This is a genomic window from Trueperaceae bacterium, from assembly GCA_002707365.1.
Classification (GTDB): domain Bacteria; phylum Deinococcota; class Deinococci; order Deinococcales; family Trueperaceae; genus UBA6957.
Window position 1 is genome coordinate 73,307 of record PAMQ01000018.1, and the last position, 22,036, is coordinate 95,342.

At 48.4% G+C, this 22,036-nt stretch carries 18 protein-coding genes; 11 read left to right on the forward strand and 7 right to left on the reverse strand.

The genetic code is table 11. The features are described 5' to 3' along the window. The first annotated feature begins 353 nt into the window (after positions 1-353). The 6 genes from CMO31_09085 (at position 354) to CMO31_09110 (ending at position 7,598) form a co-directional block, all read left to right on the forward strand. Positions 354-1,985, forward strand: a complete 1,632-nt coding sequence (locus CMO31_09085) for a hypothetical protein (GenBank protein ID MAZ54146.1) — start codon at positions 354-356, stop codon at positions 1,983-1,985. A 42-nt stretch (positions 1,986-2,027) separates the two neighbouring features. Further along, positions 2,028-3,119, forward strand: a complete 1,092-nt coding sequence (locus CMO31_09090) for a malate dehydrogenase (GenBank protein ID MAZ54147.1) — start codon at positions 2,028-2,030, stop codon at positions 3,117-3,119. 3 nt (positions 3,120-3,122) lie between these two features. Beyond that, positions 3,123-4,100, forward strand: a complete 978-nt coding sequence (locus tag CMO31_09095; GenBank protein MAZ54148.1) for a D-glycerate dehydrogenase — start codon at positions 3,123-3,125, stop codon at positions 4,098-4,100. A gap of 235 nt (positions 4,101-4,335) precedes the next feature. Continuing rightward, positions 4,336-5,859 (forward strand): succinyl-CoA synthetase subunit beta, encoded by a 1,524-nt coding sequence (locus CMO31_09100; GenBank protein MAZ54149.1) that lies wholly within the window; start codon positions 4,336-4,338, stop codon positions 5,857-5,859. A gap of 10 nt (positions 5,860-5,869) precedes the next feature. Next, positions 5,870-6,775: a succinate--CoA ligase subunit alpha gene (locus CMO31_09105; GenBank protein MAZ54150.1), complete on the forward strand. Its 906-nt coding sequence runs from the start codon at positions 5,870-5,872 to the stop codon at positions 6,773-6,775. A 31-nt stretch (positions 6,776-6,806) separates the two neighbouring features. Then, on the forward strand, positions 6,807-7,598 hold the full coding sequence (locus CMO31_09110) for a citryl-CoA lyase (protein ID MAZ54151.1): 792 nt from the start codon (positions 6,807-6,809) through the stop codon (positions 7,596-7,598). A 17-nt stretch (positions 7,599-7,615) separates the two neighbouring features. Here the strand turns inward: CMO31_09110 and CMO31_09115 are convergent, their stop codons facing one another. From CMO31_09115 to CMO31_09135, 5 genes are all read right to left on the reverse strand, one after another. Continuing rightward, the gene (locus CMO31_09115) at positions 7,616-8,665 is read right to left on the reverse strand and encodes a peptide ABC transporter ATP-binding protein (protein ID MAZ54152.1); all 1,050 of its coding nucleotides are present in this window, start codon (positions 8,663-8,665) and stop codon (positions 7,616-7,618) included. Continuing rightward, positions 8,658-9,698: a dipeptide/oligopeptide/nickel ABC transporter ATP-binding protein gene (locus tag CMO31_09120; GenBank protein ID MAZ54153.1), complete on the reverse strand. Its 1,041-nt coding sequence runs from the start codon at positions 9,696-9,698 to the stop codon at positions 8,658-8,660. Before CMO31_09120 ends, CMO31_09115 begins: the two co-directional genes overlap by 8 nt. 204 nt (positions 9,699-9,902) lie before the next feature. Further along, a complete protein-coding gene (locus tag CMO31_09125; GenBank protein MAZ54154.1) occupies positions 9,903-11,315 on the reverse strand; it encodes a glucuronate isomerase in 1,413 nt (470 codons plus the stop codon). 152 nt (positions 11,316-11,467) lie between these two features. Continuing rightward, positions 11,468-12,895: a hypothetical protein gene (locus CMO31_09130; GenBank protein MAZ54155.1), complete on the reverse strand. Its 1,428-nt coding sequence runs from the start codon at positions 12,893-12,895 to the stop codon at positions 11,468-11,470. After that, entirely contained in the window at positions 12,892-13,857 is a 966-nt protein-coding gene (locus tag CMO31_09135) for an aldo/keto reductase (protein MAZ54156.1), read from the reverse strand. The genes CMO31_09130 and CMO31_09135 overlap by 4 nt, the downstream gene beginning before the upstream one ends. Before the next feature lie 186 nt (positions 13,858-14,043). Between CMO31_09135 and CMO31_09140 the strand changes: the two genes are divergently transcribed. Continuing rightward, positions 14,044-15,312 carry a hypothetical protein gene (locus CMO31_09140; GenBank protein ID MAZ54157.1) on the forward strand — a complete coding sequence of 423 codons (1,269 nt, stop codon included), beginning with the start codon at positions 14,044-14,046 and terminating at the stop codon, positions 15,310-15,312. Between the two features lie 126 nt (positions 15,313-15,438). Here CMO31_09140 and CMO31_09145 read toward each other — a convergent pair whose 3' ends face one another. Then, positions 15,439-16,410 (reverse strand): epimerase, encoded by a 972-nt coding sequence (locus tag CMO31_09145; protein ID MAZ54158.1) that lies wholly within the window; start codon positions 16,408-16,410, stop codon positions 15,439-15,441. Positions 16,411-16,412: 2 nt separating this feature from the next. After that, on the reverse strand, positions 16,413-17,300 hold the full coding sequence (locus CMO31_09150; protein MAZ54159.1) for a 5-carboxymethyl-2-hydroxymuconate isomerase: 888 nt from the start codon (positions 17,298-17,300) through the stop codon (positions 16,413-16,415). Positions 17,301-17,823: 523 nt separating this feature from the next. Here CMO31_09150 and CMO31_09155 point away from each other — a divergent pair. The 4 genes from CMO31_09155 to CMO31_09170 all read left to right on the forward strand — a co-directional run bounded on the left by CMO31_09155 (position 17,824) and on the right by CMO31_09170 (position 21,997). Continuing rightward, complete coding sequence (locus CMO31_09155) at positions 17,824-18,363, forward strand: hypothetical protein (protein MAZ54160.1); 540 nt, start codon at positions 17,824-17,826, stop codon at positions 18,361-18,363. Beyond that, entirely contained in the window at positions 18,320-19,528 is a 1,209-nt protein-coding gene (locus tag CMO31_09160) for a hypothetical protein (protein MAZ54161.1), read from the forward strand. The genes CMO31_09155 and CMO31_09160 overlap by 44 nt, the downstream gene beginning before the upstream one ends. A gap of 68 nt (positions 19,529-19,596) precedes the next feature. Next, positions 19,597-20,601: a succinylglutamate desuccinylase gene (locus CMO31_09165; protein MAZ54162.1), complete on the forward strand. Its 1,005-nt coding sequence runs from the start codon at positions 19,597-19,599 to the stop codon at positions 20,599-20,601. Positions 20,602-20,611: 10 nt separating this feature from the next. Next, positions 20,612-21,997 (forward strand): dihydroorotase, encoded by a 1,386-nt coding sequence (locus CMO31_09170; protein ID MAZ54163.1) that lies wholly within the window; start codon positions 20,612-20,614, stop codon positions 21,995-21,997. The last annotated feature ends 39 nt before the right edge of the window (positions 21,998-22,036 follow it).

The following is a 22,036-nucleotide window of genomic DNA, read 5'->3' on the forward strand; positions in this document are numbered from 1 at the left end:
ATGGAATGAAACTCTCAAGGATAATTTAGGCTCAAAGCCCATATGATTACCTTTCTCGTGCCACATAATGGACATCTTCTCTCAAGGACAGGCACCATCTCAAATCCAACTGTTAGCTCTTGGTGTTTGGGGGAGGGTTAAACAAATTTTACTACCCAACAATTTACCCAAGCCAGATTGGCGGGATTATATACACCATCGTCGACAACCATAGCATTACTGGGCTCACTGTAATACTTCTCCTATAAGGCTTGATCCCTCTCAATCAGGTCTTTAATGGGTTCTTGTACTTGGTTTACGATGTCATAATGAATAGGGTGGTTCAATCTTAAAATTTCGGAGAGGTCGTGCTTATGAAAGTTGCTCGAGCAGTTGCGGAAATCTTAAAGCGTGAAGGAGTCGAGTTCCTCGTCTGCTATCCCGTTAATGCGATAATCGAGGCTTGTGCTGAGGTTGACATTCGCACCATTGTGGTTCGTCAAGAGCGAACCGGGTTACACATGGCGGACGCCTACAGTAGATTGAATTCAGGGGATCGTATTGGTGTATTTGCTATGCAGCATGGTCCGGGTGCTGAAAATGCTTTTGGTGGTGTCGCTCAAGCCTACGGCGAATCCGTCCCTATACTAGTTATCCCTGCAGGTTATCCCCGGCGCCTTGCGCAGGTACCTCCTAACTTCAGTTCGGTAACTAACTTCCGTCATGTCACAAAGTGGTCGGAACAAATCTCTGTAGCTGAGGCAGTTCCGGAAGTAATGAGGCGAGCCTTCTCACAGCTTCGCACTGGTCGCCCAGGACCCGTCCTAGTAGAAATACCCGTAGATGTTTTCAAAGAAGAGGTTTCTGAACCGATCGATTACCTTCCTAGCTTTTCGACACGAAGCGGGCCAGATCCGGTCACGGTCGCAGAGGTAGCAGACGTCCTATCTTCAGCGGAACGACCTGTTATTTATGCCGGCCAAGGTGTTCACTATGCCAGGGCTTGGGACGAGTTGAGAAAATTAGCTGAGCTACTAAATTCACCAGTTACCACTAGCATTGCTGGAAAGAGTTCTTTCCCCGAGGATCATCCCCTATACTTAGGCTCCGGCAACCGTTCCCACTCCAAGGCAGTACGCAATTTCTTGGATGAATCTGACGTTATTTTCGGTATTGGTTGTAGCTTCACCACAACTACTTTTGGGACAAAAATGCCCTTAAATAAAAAGGTCATTCATGCCACTCTCGACCCGAGTGATCTTAACAAAGATCTACCAGCTCACCTAGGCTTAGTTGGCGACGCGAAACTTACCCTTCAGGCCCTACTTGATGCTCTTCAGGGTAAAAGCCTGTCCTTCGCTGAACAGAGGAGGGATGTTCCAAAAAGAATTGCGGAGATTAACGAACCTTGGTTAGAAAGCTGGATGCCACAATTAACTTCAGACGAGACACCCTTATCGCCCTACAGGGTAATTTGGGATCTTCTTCATACTGTCGATCCGGATGAAACCATTATCACCCACGATGCAGGTAGCCCGCGTGATCAACTAGCGCCATTCTGGAAAAGCCGAGAGCCTCTCAGTTTCATCGGATGGGGTAAAACTACCCAACTAGGATACGGTTTGGGATTGGCTATGGGCGCAAAACTGGCTCGGCCTGACAAGCTTGCGATAAACGTATGGGGTGATGCAGCTATCGGCTTTACTGGCATGGATTTCGAGACGGCGGTCCGAGAGCGCATCCCGATCCTATCTATCCTCCTCAACAACTTCTCCATGGCAATCGAGTTGCCCATCATGGAAGTAGCAACCGAGAAGTACCGAAGTACAGATATTTCAGGTGATTATGCTGCTATGGCTCGGTCTTTTGGCGGCTATGGTGAGCGAATAACTGATCCAAACGAAATCATTCCAGCTATTAAGCGAGGTATTGAGAAAACTCGTGAGGGTACCCCAGCCCTCCTCGAGTTCATAACAGCAAAGGAGATTCGTTATTCTACCTTCTAATTTAGAGCGCCACTACTTATTCGTGATTATGAATCGACTACCATGATTCACCATAATCAAATCCCAGAAGATATCGCTATCCGGGTGCCTTACGAGGACATTCATAGTTTAGTGGTGAGCATTTTGGCTGCTCTCGGGTTACCCAATGGAGACGCCCAGATTAGTGCTGATGCTCTTCTTTATGCAGATATCCGAGGAATAGATTCTCACGGTGTGAGCAACATGTTGCCTCACTACGTTAAGTGGATAAAAAACGGCTCCCTAAACTCACAGCCGAACCTAAAGGTGGTGCGTCAGGCAGCCGCTACCGCCACCATAGATGGTGACGAGGGACTAGGGTTTTCTGCTGGAAAAATGGCTATGGAAATGGCTCTTGACAAGGCAGAAGATACTGGCATCGGATCGGTGGTAGTTAACAACAGTCGCCACTGTGGGGCTACTGCTTACTACGCCCACATGGCCCTTGAGAGGGACATGATTGGTATAGCAATGACTGTCGGTGGAGTCATGATGCCGCCTACCTTCGGCGCGAAAGCCATGATTGGCAGCAACCCTATAGCGTGTGCAGCTCCCACCAAAACCGAGCCACCGTTCGTGTTCGATGCGGCGACCACCTCCGTAGCTGCTAACCGGATTGTGATCAACCGACGTCTCGGAACCGAAATACCTGGGGGATGGATAGCTCGTCCAGATGGAACACCCATTATGGAATCTGGGCTTGTCCCGGACAAATTCCTAGTCCTTCCAACAGGAGGAACTCGCGAGGGTGGGTCTCACAAAGGGTATGGCCTAGGAGTAATGGTATATATCTTGAGTGGTTTGCTTGGCGGGGAACCAGCCTCATTTCAGCGTCAGAGTAGTAACCGTATAGACGTCAGCCATCACTTCATTGCTTATCGCATAGATGCTTTTACGGACCTCGAGGCATTCAAGGTAGACATGGACTTTTACATGAAGAGTCTAAGAGAAACACCGCCAGCTGAAGGGTACGAGCAGGTTTATTACGCTGGACTTCCTGAACACGAGACTGAAATTCAACGTCGTAATAAGGGCATACCGTATCACCCTGAGGTAATCGAATGGTTTAGTACGATTTCCTCAGAACTCGGGGTCGAACACCCCCTAAAGGACTAGACAATGGCTAAGCCGAAAGTTTGCATCTACGTAGCCATTGAAGATGATCTTGAAGCACGTATTAGTAGCTTCTGTGACATCATTGAACTAGATATTCGGGCTTCCCGTGAAGAACTCCTAGTCGCTATGCAAGATGTCGAGGGCATCTTACTAAGCCCGCGAGTGAGAGCTGATGTGGAGTTCTTCGACGCTGCTCCAAAACTCAGAGTACTATCGACTGCGAGTGTTGGTTACGACCCGTTTGATATTGATGAGGCTACTCGCCGCAAAGTAGTAGTTGGCCACACGCCTGGTGTTCTAACCAACGCGGTAACTGACCTCACAATGTCAATGATTTTTGCGCTTGCTCTAAACCTATTCACAGCCGAGAAGTATGTGCGTCATGGTGGTTGGGCGCGAGGGGAACAAGGCCCCCCACTTGGTTCAGACATTCGTGGCAAGATCCTTGGGGTAATAGGTTACGGGCGTATTGGCCAACAAGTAACGCATCGTATGCAGAGCTTGGGTATGCGCACCCTCTGGTATGACCTGTTTGACTCGCCGCATCCGGACAGCCCCCCTAGTGAGCGTCGAACCTTAAATGAACTTCTGTCTGAGTCGGATTTCGTTAGCCTACACACGAATTTAGACGACAAATCTCGCCATCTAATTGGTGCAGCAGAACTAGGTAGGATGAAACCTACTGCTTACCTAGTTAATACTGCTCGGGGGGGTCTAGTTGATCAGTCGGCTCTTACCAAAGCATTACAATCTGGCAGCATTGCCGGCGCCGCTCTCGATGTTCTTAAGGAAGAACCTCCTGATGAGAATGAGACGATTACATCTCTCCCAAATGTGATTTGTTTTCCGCATATTGGCTCAGCTACTAACGAAACACGAAGGGCGATGCGGGAGCTGGCAGTGGACAATTTACTTGCCGGTTTGTCGGGAGAGCTACTGCCAGCGGCAGTGAACCAAGATGTAATCAACCAAAAGCCCTAAGGCTAAGGTTTCGGCTGGTTAATTAGCTTTACTATTTATGTGGGTACTATACTCAATAAAGATGGGTTTAGATAAGCATCTAGACCCCCCTACCGAAAAACTGAACATTAAATTAGGGTATTACAGGACGATTTGGAACTATCGGTACATAGACGCCTCACTGGTCTAGGGGGGTTACCATGGGGATAATGAAGTACAAATACCCATTTAACGAGGCTTCGAGTAACCCCTTAAGATGAGTCGTCTCCATGAATATCAAGGGAAGGCGCTTCTGCGAGAGGTCGGAATACGGACTCCAGTTGGCGAACCAGCTTCTACTCCAGATGAAGCTCAAAATATTGCCGAAGGGATCGATTGTCAAGTCGTAGTGAAGGCCCAAATTTGGATGACAGGTCGAGCTGAGGTAGGAGGCATACGGTTTGCTAAAGGACCAGCAGAAACCCGAGATGTCGCCGCTGAGATGCTCGGTACCACAATCGGTCACTTCACAGTCGACAAAGTGTTAGTTGAAGAGAAGCTAGAAGTAGCCCAGGAGTTATATGTTGCCATTCTCGTTGATGACGAAGCTCAGGCACCAACTGTTTTGCTAAGCACTAAAGGTGGAACTGGGGTGGAGGAGGTAGAGGGTGGTGTTACACGAGAAATTATTGATATCCGTGATGGCTTGCGATGTTCCCAAGCCATTGCTCTAGCCCAGAAGGCCAACGTACCGGGGATAATACACAAGGATCTTTCTAAGACGCTAATAAGTTTGTTTCAGTTAGCTCGCCGTTATGATGCTCTTACCCTCGAGATAAATCCCCTGGTCGTTACTTCCACCAGCGAACTCATCGCAGCGGATTGCCGTATCACCGTAGATGACAATGCCATCTTTCGTCACCCAGATCTGGGTATTCAAGTAGCCCGCGAATTCGACCACCCGCCTACTCGTTTAGAAACAATCGCTTGGGGAGTAGAGAAGGATGACTATCGCGGTACGTTTTACTTTGTGGAAATTCCACGTCTTATTCAGGGGAGCCGTGTAATTGGATTTCATGGATCGGGTGGAGGCGGTAGCATGTTAAGCATGGATGCCCTTCTTGGGCAGGACCTTCACGTTGCCAATTTTACGGATACAAGCGGAAATCCACCCGCTAGCAAGGTCTACAGAGCCGCCCGAATCATCTTAAGTCAAGATGGGATATCAGGGTATTTCATGAGTGGTGGCGGGGTTGCTAGTCAAGAACAATTCCACTCAGCTCGCGGAGTCGTCAAAGCCTTCCTCGAGGAGCCGCTCTTGGTGCCTGCTGTACTACGATTGGGTGGGAACCAAGAAGAATATGCCAGAGAGATCCTAAACAAGGCGTCGCAATTACTGCGTGCTCCTTTAGAAAGTTATGGAAAAGAGGACTCGGCAGAGTTCTGCGCGGAGAGAATGCGATTCCTTATAGACACCTGGGAAACTCCATCGGATCCTCTGCCCCAGAGGGAGATGAAGCCAGCAGGCCAGCCTTACAGTTTCGAAACTGTAAGTGGTGGGACTGTAACACTAGATCACTCTGCATGTGTTGAGTGTGAGACCAAGATTTGCATCGAAACGTGCTCACCAAAGATTCTTCAGCTTGAAGAGGGAGTACCAATTCTCAACATTACTTTCGAGGAGGCTAAAAGCGGCGGATGTACCGAGTGTTTAGCCTGTGATGTGACTTGTTACTTAGAGGGAAATCAAGGTGGATACGTTAATTTGCCTATCCAGGGTTTTGAGGAGACAATGATTTGAGCGGTTCGGCATGTCTATTCTGACCACCGGAAGCGAAAGAGTTCTCGTCCAAGGTATTACCGGGCGTGAAGGTAGAACTAGAGCCCATCTAATGCGGGGTTATGGGACCAACATCGTCGCTGGCGTTACGCCTGGCAGGGGCGGTCAATTGGTTGACGAAATTCCGGTTTTTAACACCGTCCAAGAGGCAGTATTGGAAGTTGGTGCTATGGACATTTCTGTCCTGTTTGTTCCGGCGCCGAGAGTTCGGACTGCTGCATTAGAGGCTATTGAATCTGGTGTCAGGTTGCTAATCCTAATTCCTGATCGAGTACCGGTCTACGACGTGATCGAGATCCTATCAATCGCAGATGAAACAGGCACCACAGTAGTTGGGCCGAATACCCTCGGTGTGCTTAGTCCAGGCCAAGACTTGTTAGGAATGATTGGGGGTCGGGTAGCTAGTGCTAAGGAGTGGTTTAAACCTGGTCCCGTAGGGGTGACTAGCCGTAGTGGGGGTATCACTACTAGTATCGCTTACTATCTCACTCAAGCCGGAATCGGTATCAGTACTATGGTTAATGTTGGTGGCGATGCCATTGTTGGGTTGCCTCATCCTGAAGTGCTTTCCCATTTCGAGCAAGATTCAACTACTAAGGCCGTGGTGCTCTATGGCGAGATCGGGTCTTCTCAAGAAGAGCGAGTGGCTGATTACATTGAGGCAGGGACCTTTACCAAGCCTCTTATTGCCTACATAGGGGGTAGAGCGGCTAGGCGAGGTATTCGATTCAGCCATGCAGGGGCAATCATTGAACGTGGGCGAGGGACATATGGGAAGAAGGTAGCTCGTTTGAAGGAAGTAGGAGCACATGTTGTAGATGTTTTAGCCGATATCTCGGACGTGACTCGAGAGGTACTTCAAGACCTTTCCCCTTGACACGAGACCCAATTTCGAGGTGAGCTAGGCCATGATCATGAATAGTTGGTCAACTGCCATTACCGAGGTAAAACCAAATCGACTCAGGCTAAGGGGCTACCCTCTTGAAGAGCTCATGGGCCAAGTTTCATTTACTGATGCAATCTATTTAACCTTAATTGGAGAATTACCCTCGCCAGAGGTGGGCAAGATTTTAGATGCGATTCTAGTTGCCTCGATCGACCACGGCGTGACACCCCCGTCGACCTTAGCTGCACGTACAGCAGCAAGCACAGGAGCACCACTAAATGGGGCGGTTTCTGCAGGAATATTAAGTATCAATCAGTCTCATGGTGGAGCCATTGAAGGCTGTATGGAGCTTCTAAGGGAAGCCTTACGGGATTATTCCGAGTTACCAGAAGATTTGGAAGGAGTTGCTTGTACCATTATTGATCGGTGGCGGCTTGCGAAAAGGCGTTTACCTGGGCTTGGGCACCGTATTCATACGGCTGATCCCCGAGTGATACAACTGTTCGACTTGGCTCAAGATCTAGGTGTTTCCGGAAACGGGGTGACAATGTTACAGGCTATTGAATCTAACCTGGGGGCCCGGTTTGGGCGCGATATACCCATTAATGTTGACGGAGCAATTGCAGCTCTCCTCGTTGACATGGATTTGCCTTCGGATTTAGCTAATGGCCTGTTCATAATCGCAAGGGTAGGGGGTCTGGTAGCACATGTTTCAGAGGAATCTAGACGGAACAAACCTGTAAGAAAAATAGATCCAGATAAGCACCTTTATGACGGTCCAGAAGCTCGGAGCTTATCTTCTGACGCCAGTTAGTTACCGAGATACGGGGATTAGCTGGACTGTACTACACCCCGCAAAGAAAGCTCCTCGCTGAAGTGGCAGGCAGTGTAGTGACCCGGAGCAACCTCTCGCCATGCAGGGGTTTCTTCTCGGCAACGATCCTGAGCATAATTACAACGAGGATGGAAGTAGCAGCCTGAGGGAGGATTAGCAGGATTAGCGATCTCACCCTTCAAGACAATTCGTTCTCTTACCTCGTCAGGTTCGCTTTTCGGAACTGACGAAAGCAATGCCTCGGTATAAGGGTGTTGTGGGTTGGCGTACAGTTCTTCCGTAGTAGCCATTTCAACTACCTTACCGACGTACATGACGCACACTCGGTCAGCAATATGTTCGACCACGCCGAGGTCATGAGCAATGAACAGGTAGGTCAAGGCGAACTCATTTTGAAGATCTTGCAGCAAATTCAATATTTGTGCTTGGATGGAGACATCCAACGCCGATACAGCTTCATCAGCAACAATTAACTTCGGATTAGTAGCGAGCGCACGTGCAATACCAATGCGTTGCCTCTGGCCTCCAGAGAAAGCATGGGGGTAACGCCGGAGGTACTTGACCTCAAGACCTACAACAGACATGAGGTACTTGACTCGTTCCTCTAGCTCTTTGCCTGAAGCCAAATTATGCACTTTGATAGGCTCGCTGATTATATCGAGTACGCTCATTCGAGGATCGAGACTTGAGTACGGATCCTGGAAAATCATTTGGGCATCGCGTCGCAATGGTCGTAATTCTTTTTTGCTGAGTTCCATTATGTCAACACGGTTGTCCTCCAGGGTCACCTCTATCTTCCCTGCAGTTGGTTCGATAGCACGCAATACGCAACGTCCTACCGTAGTCTTTCCACTACCTGATTCACCTACAAGACCAAGGGTTTCACCTTCGCCAATGTAAAAACTAACGTCATCAACGGCTTTTACGTGACCAGCAACCCTTCTGAGGAAGCCCTTTTCGATCGGGAACCACTTCTTTAATCGTTCAACGTTAAGAAGGGGCAAGCTTTCGCTTGTTCCGCTGGTTGGTTTGGGCAGGTCACTCATAGGCGGGCTCCGTATCTTCGTTGTGGAGGAAACAGCGTACCCAATGAGAGTCGCTGACTTCAACTAGGGCAGGAATACTAATCTCACACTTACCACTAATAGCTTCCGGACACCGATCTGTGAATCCGCAACGTGCAGGGGGATCAAGTGGGATAGGTACTGTGCCCTCAATAGCATCAAGACGATCACGCTTGTGTCCCATTTTCGGCATCGAATTTAACAAACGCCGAGTATAAGGGTGTTGCGGGTTGTAGAAAATATCTCGTGCAGATCCATATTCTACGACCTTGCCGAGGTACATGACTGCGACCTTGTCGCATACTTCAGCTATTACCCCAAGATCGTGAGTGATGTAGAGCACAGACATTTCAAACTGCTCCTGTAGCTCCTTAATGAGTTCCAATATTTGTGCTTGAACGGTGACATCTAGGGCCGTAGTGGGTTCGTCAGCAATTAACAGAGAGGGGTTACAAGACAGTGCCATGGCGATCATTGCGCGCTGGCGCATACCGCCAGATAGTTGGTGGGGGTATTCGTCAATTCTCTGTTTAGGGTTCGAGATCCCAACACGGTTTAACATGTCGAGTGTAATTTCATTAGCTTCTTTTTGGTTAGTAGTCCGATGGAGATATATTGCTTCGCGGATCTGATTACCTACGGTGTGGACCGGTGAAAGGCTAGTCATCGGCTCTTGGAAGATCATAGCCATGTCCTTGCCCCTGATACCACGAATTTCGGGTCCAGCTGCTTTCAGCTCTGTTATATTCGTGGTGCCGGTTTCTCCATGAAATAGAATTTCGCCTGAGTGAATTTGTCCTGGCTTTGGAACAATTCTCATAATTGATTGAGCGGTGACACTTTTCCCGCTACCTGACTCACCAATTACACCCAACGTTTCTTTTCGACCTATATCGAAACTAACGCCGTCGACTGCCTTAAGGACCCCCTCGTCAAGATGAAAGTATGTTCTGACATCCTGAACGTCGAGAAGAGTAGTGGCCGATTCGTTATTTTTGATACTCGTTTGCACCATAATATCCAATCAGAATAGCCTATTTTGCTTAGTCAAGGTGGTATCCGGCGTTAAGGTTATCGAATTATGTTCGTCTTGTGAACCCCTAAAACCGATAAGGATTCCTGTTTTAGGTTTTTTAGATGCTTTAATGTTAGTACGCCTAGCGGGCTGGAATGACACTGGATGATGCCACAGTTTAACTGTTCAGAACAAGAAATCTTTCTATAATCGATATGCTCTCTTCGCTAGACCATATGCTAATTCCCATGCAATGTCAGCGGCTTGGTCTTCATCGATTAGTCCTCGAACTACCCTACCAGCGATCCAGTTAGAAGTAACTCTTCGCCACACGTCATGCCTAGCGGGGATTGAAGCGAAAGCTCTTGTGTCGTCGTTAAAGCCCACTGTGTTGTAAATGCCAGCAGTTTCAATGACAGAATCAAGGTAACGCTCAATGCCAAGAACGCTATCAAAAAACCACCATGGTGGACCCAGCCTTAAGCTCGGGTAAAAACCCGCAAGAGGAGCTAATTCGCGAGAATATGTTGTTTCATCAAGCGTAAAAATAATAACCCTAAAGTTGGGATCAGTACCGAAAGTGTTTAACAGGGTTTGGAGTGACTGGGTCCACTCTGTACTAACAGGAATGTCAGCACCCATATCGGGACCGAAATCATCGAAAACTCTAGCGCTGTGATTGCGGAAACTACCTACATGGAGCTGCATGACTAAACCATCATCACAACTCATGCGAGCCATCTCAAGCAGCATGTGGGCAGTGAAACGAGAGGTATCGTCGTGACCATTATCCTGAAGCCTAAGAGCACGATCGAAGATTTGCTGCACCTCGTTTTCGCTAAGGAAGTTAGTGTGAGCATGGTGAGCACCATGATCTGTCGCGGTTGCACCCAAGTTTTTGAAGAAAACTCGGCGTTCTTTTAAGGCCTCGACAAAACTCCTATAGTCACAGATATCGATTCCAGCCCGACTACTCAACAACTGAATATTATTGTGCCAGTCAGGGGTATCGAGATTAAGTAAGCCATCAGGCCTGAAGGTTGGTCGTAACCGGCCCCACCCCTCCTCATGAAGCGAACTGTGGTGCTCAAGCGAATCAGTAGCAGCATCGGTAGTGCACAAAACTTCGATGTCGAAGCGGTCAAAGAGGGCTCGAGGCCTGAAAGCAGGTTGCCTAAGCTTATCCTCGAGCTCATCGTAGATGTCTTGACCAGAATCCCCATTCAGTTGGCTGCTAATACCGAAAACGTTTATTAGTTCGTCCTTAAGCCAAAGAGCTGTGGGCGTTCCTCTGAACAGATGGAAATTCTCAGAAAATTTTTTCCAAATCTGACGATGGTCTACCTCGACAAGACGTCCATCGTTAGAAGGGATACCCAAATCTTCAAGAGCAATACCTTGGCTGTGCAACATGCGAAAAACGTAATGGTCTGAAATTACGAATAAATCACTTGGCGACCCCAATCCTGAATCATTAGCAATGCAGCTAGGTATGACGTGACCGTGAGGGCAAATCAACGGTAAGTTTCTCACGTGGGTGAACACATCACCAGCGAGTTGACGTTGTGTGGGATCGGGTGCAAAGCAACGTTCGGGATCAAGATCCCAAGTAGATATGTTTGAACTACCCACGCGTGCACCTCCAAGAGTTACAAGGGCCTAGCAGAAGCCGAGAGGCCAAATAGTGCCTAGCTTATCGTTTCATATGTTTAACGTGACGAGGTTGATTTTGACGAAAAGGTTCTACAAGAGAATTTCCACGGAGCAAGTCATCTGACATTTTGTCGAAAGAAGACATCCTTGCGTTGAATTGCCTCTGTGAAGTCAGCTATATCTTCTACCCGCAGTCCAAAGCCTGTTCCACTTAACGATTTAGTCTTTGCCACGCCGTTACGGATTTGGCACAGATCCGGGTGGATTGTAGCCACGTCATCATTGGCGGCAGGGAAGAACTGTCGTGAGTTGGCCTCTACGCCAAGGATGGGGTACGTGCGGGCCGCTAGACCTACCGACTGGAGCAAGGCTATTGATGGGTTGGTTAGATCCTGCACTGAGTAAGGCAAGCCAGAATTAATAGCTAGCGGGACAAACAGGAGATTAGACGAAAGGCACTTGCAGCTTTTAATGGCTATTCCTGACCATCCCAGTTCTTGGGCCAGATCGAAGTCAGAAAGCGATGTCAGACTCTCGTCAATCAATACAGGTTTTAGTTTCGAGATTTCCTTCATGTCCCATCGGTTTAGATCAAGGTCACGATCTGTAGGTTGCTCAACGTAAGTTATCTCGTTGAAAATTCGAGGTTCACGAACGTTAATCGCATCGAGGTAATTCATGATGTATTCCGGAGATTCACATTGTTCGTTGGTGTCCACCGTGAGATACGGATGGGAGGGAAGATCTGATCTACTAACGGCTTGTACCTCACGATAAATGTGTGAGACAGCTATGGTACGTTCTACATCCCAGGCGAGGTCATCGCCACGAAGCTTAATTTTAAGGCAATAAACCCCGTCTCGTTTTACCCAATCATCAAGAGAATTAGGGATGCCATCGCGCGGGAGATCTTCTCCCACTTCTCCACGGTGCAGGAGATCGAGTCCACCCACTAAATGAACGACTGGAATTTCTGGAACGTATTTGTCTCGGATAAATTGAGAAGGGTATTTGCCCTTATAGTTTGGCCCAAGATACCGTGACAAATCAAAGTCCAGATGTTCTGGACCGTAACCGTGGAAACTATCAATTTCATTAACTCGACCAAAAGCATCGTGAATGGCATGATCAAGAGGGCTAGCCGAAACTAGGGCACCAAGGAATGGTACTTCCTCACCAGGCGCGTGAAGTTCACTGATCTCTAAAGCAAGCCGACTTAAATCACTTTTGGTTTCCATGAAGATCTCAATCGGATGGGCGAAGCGATTGAAATTTGCAAGGAGCTTCCCGTAGTCTTCAAAAAGGTCACACATAACCCGGTTTTTAACTTCGTGATTAACCCTCGATGTTGGCCAAGCCCACAAGTCCATAAGGAACATTGCGCCCCACCCAGATGCCACTCTGCCTGCCTGGTTCTCGACTGTGACCTTAGCGTAAGCAATTGGGAGTTTTTCGACAACCACAGCACCGAACTTAAGTGGAGTGCGGCATTGGGTACTAACAAGTAAGGTTTCTACCTTCCGGATTAGAACATCACTCTTCACAAAAACTTTTGCCCCCGGGCTGCACTAAGCATACGAGACCATTCATCGTTGGTAAGTACGACTTCATCGGCAGCTACCGAGGATTCTAATCGAGTAGGACGGGAAGTCCCAATGATTGGCATTATTTCTGCAGGGTGATGAAGGAGCCAGGCCAAAACAATGGCCTCTTCTGGACAGCCTTTCTTTGCAGCTATGTCTTTAACGAGTCGGTTAGTTTCAAGAGTTGTATCGGGTGCGTCATCAGGGGGGTTAACGATGTGGCCCTGGGCTGCGGGTGACCAAGCTTGGATCTGAAGACCATGGAGACGACAATAGTCTAGTAGACCTGAGACTCCAGTGGCCTCCGCAATGCCGGTTTGATTTACAGATAGACCATCAGAAATGAGGCCGTGGTGCAAGAGGCTTAGTTTGAGTTGGTTAGCAACTAAGGGCTCATCAAGGGATCCTTGTAGAAGAGCTATTTGACTTGCACTCTGATTACTAACCCCAAAGTGGCGGACCATACCTCTTGACTTCAGTAGTGCGAAGGCCCGGGCTACTTCGTCTGGCTCCACAAGTGGATCCGGCCGGTGCAGGAGTAACAGATCTAGCTGTTCGACCTTGAGTCGCCTGAGGCTGCCTTCGACTGAACTTACAATTCGTTCGTAGCTGAAATCGTAGCGAGTTTCCTCGCCTCCCTCTAAAAATCGTATGCCACATTTGCTTTGCAGTACCATTCGCTCCCGAGCATCGGGAATGGCTTCCCAAACAGCCGAGAAGACCTCTTCGCATTTGCCGTAAGCGTAAATATCTGCGTGATCGAAGAAGGTAATCCCGTTTTCCAGGGCTGCTTCAACGATCTGTATTCCTTTGCGAATTTCTTCAGGCGTCACCGGTGACAGGTCCCAGGAGGCAAGCGAAGCAGTTCCGTAAGAAAGGCGTGAAACATCTAGTTCTGTATGGGGGATGCGGACTTTCGTAATTGTGGACATCCCCGTATTCTATCGTCGAGTGGAGCGTAACTGACGCTGATGGGGTCTTAATCAAGTCCTAGACAACACTAAACACATGTTTATCTAAATCGCTTTTAACAAAATGAGGAGCTCTTTCGAAAAAATATGTAGATTATTAAGCGTTTCTGCCATAGGTATTTAGAATAGAGTATCGAAGTGTCATCTCCTCCAGAAGTAATTCGCAGTTCTATTGTGCAACGTTTCCCTTTCTTTTATGGCTGGGTAATCCTCTTAGTCGGCGCACTCGGTACGTTTATGACTGTACCGGGTCAAACAGTTGGCATCTCCGTCTTTCTTGACAGCATCATTGCTGACCTCGGTATAACTCGAACTACAGCCTCGCTTCTCTACACGTTAGCCACCCTAGTTGCGTCGTTAGGACTTCCGTTTGTGGGCCGCGCTATTGATTCCTGGGGGCCACGAATCGCTGTGGTCGTTATTTCCGGGCTTTTTGCCCTAGCGTGTGGATTTATGGGTCTTGTTGTCGGCCCTGTATTACTTTTTGTCGGCTTCGTCCTTCTCAGGTGGTTAGGTCAGGGTTCGCTGCCTATGGTGAGCATGCACGGCGTTAATTTATGGTTCATTCGTCGTCGTGGGTTAGCAGTCGGATTAGCAGGTGTGGGTTTCATGTTGTCTTTCACCGTGTTGCCACCTGTAATCGATTACCTTATTCAGAATCTTGGCTGGCGAAATGCTTACGTAGTGCTTGGTGGGCTAGTAGCCATTACTATCCTGCCACTTGGCGCTATTTTCTTCCGAACTAGACCTGAACGTTTCGGATTGGAACCAGATGGCGGTCACCGTCCTGGGCAAACATCTGCTTCCGCATCCGAACAAAATTTCACATTGAACCAAGCTAGTCGTACTGGCATTTTTTGGCTCTACGTAGCGGCTGGTTTCTGTTTGGCGATGATTGGCACTGCAATGGGTTTTCATCACTACGATATTCTCACCCAAAATGGTGTTACTCGTTCTGTCGCTACTACCGCCTTCGGGGCCCTAGGGATTGTAGCTGCAAGTGCCAATCTTATTACAGGTGCTCTACTGGACCGCCTACCGTATCGTTTGTTCCTCGGTATCCAAATGGTAATGATGATAGTGTCAATGTTCCTTATGGGGACTGTGACCGAAATTAGTGGTGTGATTCTATATGGCATTGTCACTGGAGTCATGCTGGGTTCTTTCATGCCGGTATCAGCAAGTGTTTACGCGAAATTTTTTGGGCGAAAGCACTTGGGTACGATAAAAGGCACGACTTCAACAATTGGTGTAGCTGCCTCAGCATTAGGTCCCCTGGTGTTCTCTCTAGGATACGATTTGATGGGTAGTTATGTGCCAGTACTAATAATTACTGCTTTCTTTCCACTGGCTGTGTTGGTAGCAGCTCCACTCGTACGTCTCCCAAAACTACCTGAGAATCCTTAAAATAACTTAGGATTAAGACCAAAGAGTTCAGTTATTAGTGAGTGATAAGGACTAGATATTTGGATCTCATCGGTCTTAGCGTGGTTCCTCTAGTTAATAATTTGTTTGTGAGACCTTGCCTAAAGTTTAGATTAGATCAATATCTAGACGCCCCCGTGCCAAGAGAGTATCGAAATGATCGATAGTCTGCCGGACACCCTCTTCCAAAGGGGTATCTTTTGTGAGGGGTAAGACCTCACTGAGGTTGCCAGAACTAACCCCATGGGGGAAGGGCAACGGGGTATTGTCAATATGAACAGTTACGCCAGGTCGCTCCTTTTCGATAAGTCTTCCCAATTCTGCAACGCTAACTGGGGCAGCACCTAGTGCGAAACCATAAGCACCATCTATTGGCGTGTCGGCCGCCTCGATGAATCGCCTTGCAACATCAGAGGCATAATCGAATTGCATGGTACCCCCAAAGCCAATTGTTGAATCTCGACCAGCAGCAGCGTAAAGCATCGCCTTAGTTGGCTCGCTAGTAATGCCTTGATCACGAGTTACCCCATAAACAGTGTACGGACGAAGCGCAATACTACTCACCCCATGGTCCTGCCAGAAAATCTGTGCGGTGCCTTCATTCGCTTGCTTGTAAACCCCATACAGAGTTCGTGGATCGAACGACGAATCTGCTGCTATTTGTCCACACGAGTAAGTATCGGTTGGTCCATAAACTGCAATCGAAGAAGCGTAGGTAATATGCTTCAGGTTCGCTTGGCGAGCTGCTTCAAAAAGATTAACGGTACCAACAACATTCACCTGCGCACCGAGTACTGGATCACTGCGGCAGAACGGTACTTGCAGGGCAGCTAAATGCACAATACGATTGATCTTGTGGCCCTCTATCGCCCGAAGAACATCACCAAAATCCGTTAGGTTTCCTTTTAGAAACGTGATTCTCGCTTGTTCCGTTGAATTGAGGAGCAGATCCAACCGGGATCGGTTTTCACTCAAGTCAAAACTAACTACTCTCTTTCCGTCTTTGACTAGGTGATGGAGCGTCCAAGCGCCTATGCACCCCAACGCCCCAGTTACTAGATAAATAGGTTCATCTGTCATCCCTAACCAACTGTCATCCGGTTAAAAAGCCTACCGAGCCTTCCAACTTCAACTATTGTCTCATCACCCGGCTTCATCCACACCTTCTCATCCATCCCTAAAATGACACCCTCTGGAGTTCCGGTCGAAATGACATCTCCTGGTTCTAGGGTCATATACCGACTTGCATAACTAATCACCTCAGGTACTGAGAAAATCAAATCTGAAGTGTTGGAGTCTTGCCTAAGGTCACCGTTGAACCACAAACGGACCGACATATCGTTCGGATCTCCTGCTTCGTCTGCCGTTACAGCGTAGGGGCCAAGAGGCATAAACTTATCGAGGGTTTTTCCAAGAAGCCACTGGCCAGTAAGCATTTGCAGATTACGCTCACTAATGTCGTTCCCATTGCAGTACCCAAGGACATGATCCAGTGCTGCGTTCTCTGAGACGTTTTTTGCTCGCTTTCCGATTACCACTACCAGTTCCGCCTCATAATCAAATTCCTTTGCGTGATTTGGTAACGGAATGGCCTCACCTGGTCCAGCGATGGAATTGCTAAACTTTGAAAATAGAACCGGAGTTGACGGTTTCGCCATACCCGATTCTTCGGCATGACGGAGATAATTGAGACCGACACAAAGAATCTTTCCAGGTGACGGTACGCACGGGCCAAGTTCCAGCGAGGACTCGTCACGAAACCAAGTTGCATCACCCTGATTTTGAGCTGACTCCAATAAGGACTTCAGGGGAGATATCCCTAAATTACCACCCGAATATAAATCATCGGGCGTTAGTGCAATATTGCTAAGATCAAGGGCAGACGCTGCGACAGCAACATCGAGGATGCCTTGGTCGGTCTTAATTCCTAACTGTAAGCCATTAGGGGTTTTGAATGTTAGCAGGATCATGTCCATAGACTAGCCTGCTCGGTAGTCAAAGCTTGCATATTTGAATACTAGAAAATTCACTCTACTAGCCAGGACGCCATAGCAAAGGGACGTGGCCCTATTTTAGGTTGCGTGTTTTTAAATTAAGCTGACGTGGCAGAGTGATTAATAAATACTTCAATTCATACCTGGGAAATCTAGGGGACTGGTTGTCAAGTCATGACTGCCAACCTTAGGCATTTAATGATTCGGGTAGTCCCAGATATGAATTCCTCCTTCCTAAAAACTTTTACAAGAGGGAGGATTGAGAACCCAAAATACAATCCGCACGATGGACGAAATAAATTTCTATTACTCTTGGGCCTTGACAGTTAGCTTGTTACTTCCTTATCTTTGTGCAGTTCGCTCCGTCGTTTTACCTGAGACATCAGGCTTTTAGGGATGCGGAAAGCTCTGGGCTTGTACCTAACGGAAACTGGTGTACCTCCCTAGTAAAGGTTTCGGTAAAATTTGGACGCTTGGCGGATAGAAGAGGAGACAAGATATGGTTACAGGGATCAAGCATATTGCCGTTGCGGTTGCTGATGCTAACGAGGCTTTGGAGCGTTACCGTAGGCGGCTAGGGGCAGGTGCAGATGCAGTAGTGAAAGACTCAGAGGTCACTCGCCAACGTACCGCTGTATTCGACATTGGTGACATACAATATCAACTTGTACAGTCCTTGGATGCTGACGGTCGTTATGCCCGGCATGTTGCCGAATTTGGTGAGAGTATCCATCACATTTGTTATACGGTTGACAATCTTAAGGAAACCATGCAGCAAGCTCTCAGCGAAGGTGGTCGGATGCGCGAGCAGAGCTGCAGAATTTCTAACGATCCTGAGGATTACAAGAGATGGGATACAGAGACTTGCGAAGACACCGTTTGTCTCAATTGTGGGATTGTTGGTCGTTACGAGCACCCGGAGGGTTGGGTCGCTTTCCTCGAAGATGATGGGGTCCCCGGTCCAGGCGTAGAATTTATGCAAGTTTATAAACCAGATGAAATACCTGAGGAATATCGAGAAGGACCACTTGACCTCTAAAAATGGTGAGCCATTTGTGAATGATCTTGAGCGTCTCTTATCTGAGTTAATTCAAATTCCATCCCCGAATCCGCCGGGAGATTGTGTTGCCATTGCAAAATACATCGCTGAACGGCTTGCAAATACAGGAGCTAACATTAAAATCTTAGCGTCACCAGAAAAGCCTGAAGCCCCGAGCGTTGTAGCTACCCTCGGTACTGGTGAAGCCCCCGTAATAATGCTCCATGCACACATTGATACGGTCCCTGTCGCAAGTGATGAAGAACAGCGTTGGGCAAGCGACCCTTTTGAGCCACGCGTAGCCGAGGGGCGACTATACGGAAAGGGCAGCATCGACGACAAGGCACCACTCGCAGCGATGTTACTAGCTTTTGAAAAGATCGCAGCATCTAATGATTACCATGGGACACTGGTTCTGGTTGCTGCTGCTGAGGAGGAGACCGGGGGGCAGTTAGGAACCCGTTGGCTTTCCGATTCTGGACACTTACCAGACTCCGATTTCATTGTTGTTGGTGAACAAACGAACAATCAAGTTGCCCTAGCACATAAGGGGGTGATGCGTGCCACAGTTACGGTCAGGGGTCGTTCTGTCCATGCAACTAACCCAGATCGCGGTGTAAACGCTGTCACAGCTATGGCCCAAATCGTGCTTGCCCTAAAGGCGTACCATGAGCAACTCGCTAAGCGTAGCCACACCTTGGTTGGTTCACCAACCTGTAATGTTGGCACTATCCAGGGAGGCAGCACCGCAAATGCTGTTCCCGATCAATGCATAATAAAACTAGACCGGCGGATGATTCCGCGAGAAGATCCCGAAGTAGTTCAACAAGAGATAGAAGAAGTTATTAACGCGATCCATATTGCCCCAGCCGAAGTCACCGTAAGCGACTTCTTATTTTCCAGCTGGTTCGAATCAGATCTGACAACACACTTGGGTCAAAGGTTCTTAAATGCTGCGAGGATGTTCGGGGATCCTGGGCCAATCGGTTACCTGCCAGGAAGTGACGCTAAACACCTAATGGATCGAGTCCGGGGCGATATGATTATCTTTGGTCCCGGGAGTTACGAGGTGGCTCATGCTTTTGATGAGCATGTTGAGCTTTCTGCCTTGCACAATTGCGAGACCATTCTTTCGGCTTTTCTTGCTGAGAATATGCTTGGTTAGTCTTAGAAAGTAGGATATCGATAAATGAATCATCGTGGCACACTAAAATATTTTTTAAGGAGAAAATAATGACTAAACCACTTACGATAGGAAATGTCACCGTAAATCCCGGAGAAATTGGTCGAGGAGGCATTCCCATTGGTCGGGATATGTACGGTAACGAACGTATCATCCCCATTACCGTGTTTCGCGGTGCACAAGAGGGGCCCATCATGTGGCTTAATGGCGCAACGCATGGTGATGAACCTGAAGGTCCGTTCTCCATCTTCCTTGCAACAAAAACTTTGGACGTAGCTACTTTGAAGGGTACGGTTGTTTCTGTTCCAGTGTTGAATGTTGGTGCTTTTGCTGCTGGGACACGAGGTGATCCTCTAGATTCATTCGCATACGATATGAATCGTGCTTACCCGGGTAGCGCTGATGGCTTCCCGACGGAGCGAATCGCTTGGGCTCATTGGCAAGCAATGAAGGATAATTGCGATCTGCAGATCGCAATTCACTCTGGTGGGGAGCATTCGTATCTTGCGCACATGATTTTTGCAGCTGACAATCCGGCTAGCTGGGAGCTTGCTGCTGCATTAGGTCCGCAATGGACACTTGTGTTTCGTAGTGGCACCGGAAGTGGTAATCCCAGTTCAATGATAGGCGGACTTGATAAAGGAGGAGTTACAGTTGAGTTGGGAGGAAACTGTCGCCTTCTAACCAACGACTTTCACGAAATTGCTCAAGATCTCGCTGGAAGCTATCTGAACGCTATGCGACATTACGGAATGATTGAGGGGGAAGCTGATTATGCAGCCAGCTGGCGGCAAGGTTACCAAATCCCACTCCTAGCGCCGGCAACGGGTATGTTTGTAGGTAACCCTGATATTGAGTTTGAGACTCCGATTCCAGCAGGAACGGTTATAGGCCAGATTTTCGATCTTTATGGTGATGTCGCTGGTGAAGTTAAGGCGCCCCAGGAAGGCGTAATTTTTGGTCTCCGTTCTCGTGCTTCCGTAATCGAGGGTCACTGGTGTTGCTTCTTCGGGATTGTAGAGAATACTTCGGAAGATCTGATTCCAGGTCGTTGAGACTTCACAAATGACTAATGACGTTTACGACGTAGTGATTCGCGGAGGGACGGTTGTAACTGAAGACGGCGTACAACTTGCAGATGTTGCTGTTACATCTGGCCGGATTGCAGCTTTGCTCACACCCGGTACCGAAACAGCAGCATCTGAAGTAATTGAGGCCAGCGGATTACACGTGCTCCCTGGTGCCGTGGATATTCACTTTCACGTTCGGGCACCAGCTTACCCAGAACGAGGAACGGTCAGTTCCGAAACCAAGGCCGCAGCAGCAGGAGGAGTCACAACCCTATTCGAAATGCCTATTTCGAAACCATGTTGCGCAACACCTGAAGTGTTTCGCAATCGTCGTGACCTGTTCGCTGACCAAGCTTACGTTGATTTTGCTCTTTACGGTGCTCCTGGCACTCTCGATCCAATTAACGTTGCCGGTATGGTGGAAGAGGGTGCTATAGGTTTCAAGATCTTTATGACAGAAGCACCAAAGGGTCGAGATGATGAATTCATTGGACTCTGCCTACCCCAGGAGGGCCCTCTTCTTGAAGCGCTACACCTTGTTGCGGATTCTGGACTCGTTACCTCAGTACACGCCGAAAGTAGCCCCCTACTTCAGTATTTCACTGATAAACTCCTAAAGACTGGTCGTAATGACCCCTCGACTCACGGCGAATCCCGACCACCGGTGGTCGAGGCTCTCGCGATAGCCAAGCTGTTAACTCTCAATCAGCAAGCTGGTGCATCGTTACACGTAGCTCATGTGACATCCAGAATGGCAGTTGATACCATCCGAATGTTTCAAGAGCAAGGCATGAACGTAACCGCTGAAACCTGCCCTCAATATCTTCTATTCACGGAGGCAGAACTCGCAAAATTTGGTTCTTACGCCAAGATCAACCCTCCCCTTCGCACAATGGATGACCAAGAGGCCTTATGGGACGCCCTGAAGGATGGAACGTTGAGTTCAGTTGCTACTGACCACTCACCCTTCACCGTTGAAGAGAAAGAAAAGGCCCGGACCGACATTTGGGCTGCTCCCCCAGGGGCCCCTGGCATAGAAGAGTTAGTGCCTGGCATGCTCAACGCAGTCGCAAATGGTCGCTTAAGTATCCAGCAGGCCGTAGCTTTAATGAGCACTAACGGGGCTAAGAGATTTGGTCTCTACCCGCGCAAAGGTGTCATAGCAGTCGGAGCCGACGCCGATTTTGCTGTTGTAGACCTCAACTCAGAAACAGTCATACGGAAGGAAGAGTTATACACACAGGCTCGCCTCGGTGACCATCTATATGATGGAATGACCTTCCAAGGTAAAATCGATCGGACTATCCTAGCTGGCCGTACCATCTTCGATGGCAAGATCGTCGGACAGCCAGGTCAGGGCAAATTCCTGCCACCATCGTAAAAATAAAGCTTAGGATCACGAGACATACGACTGGAACAC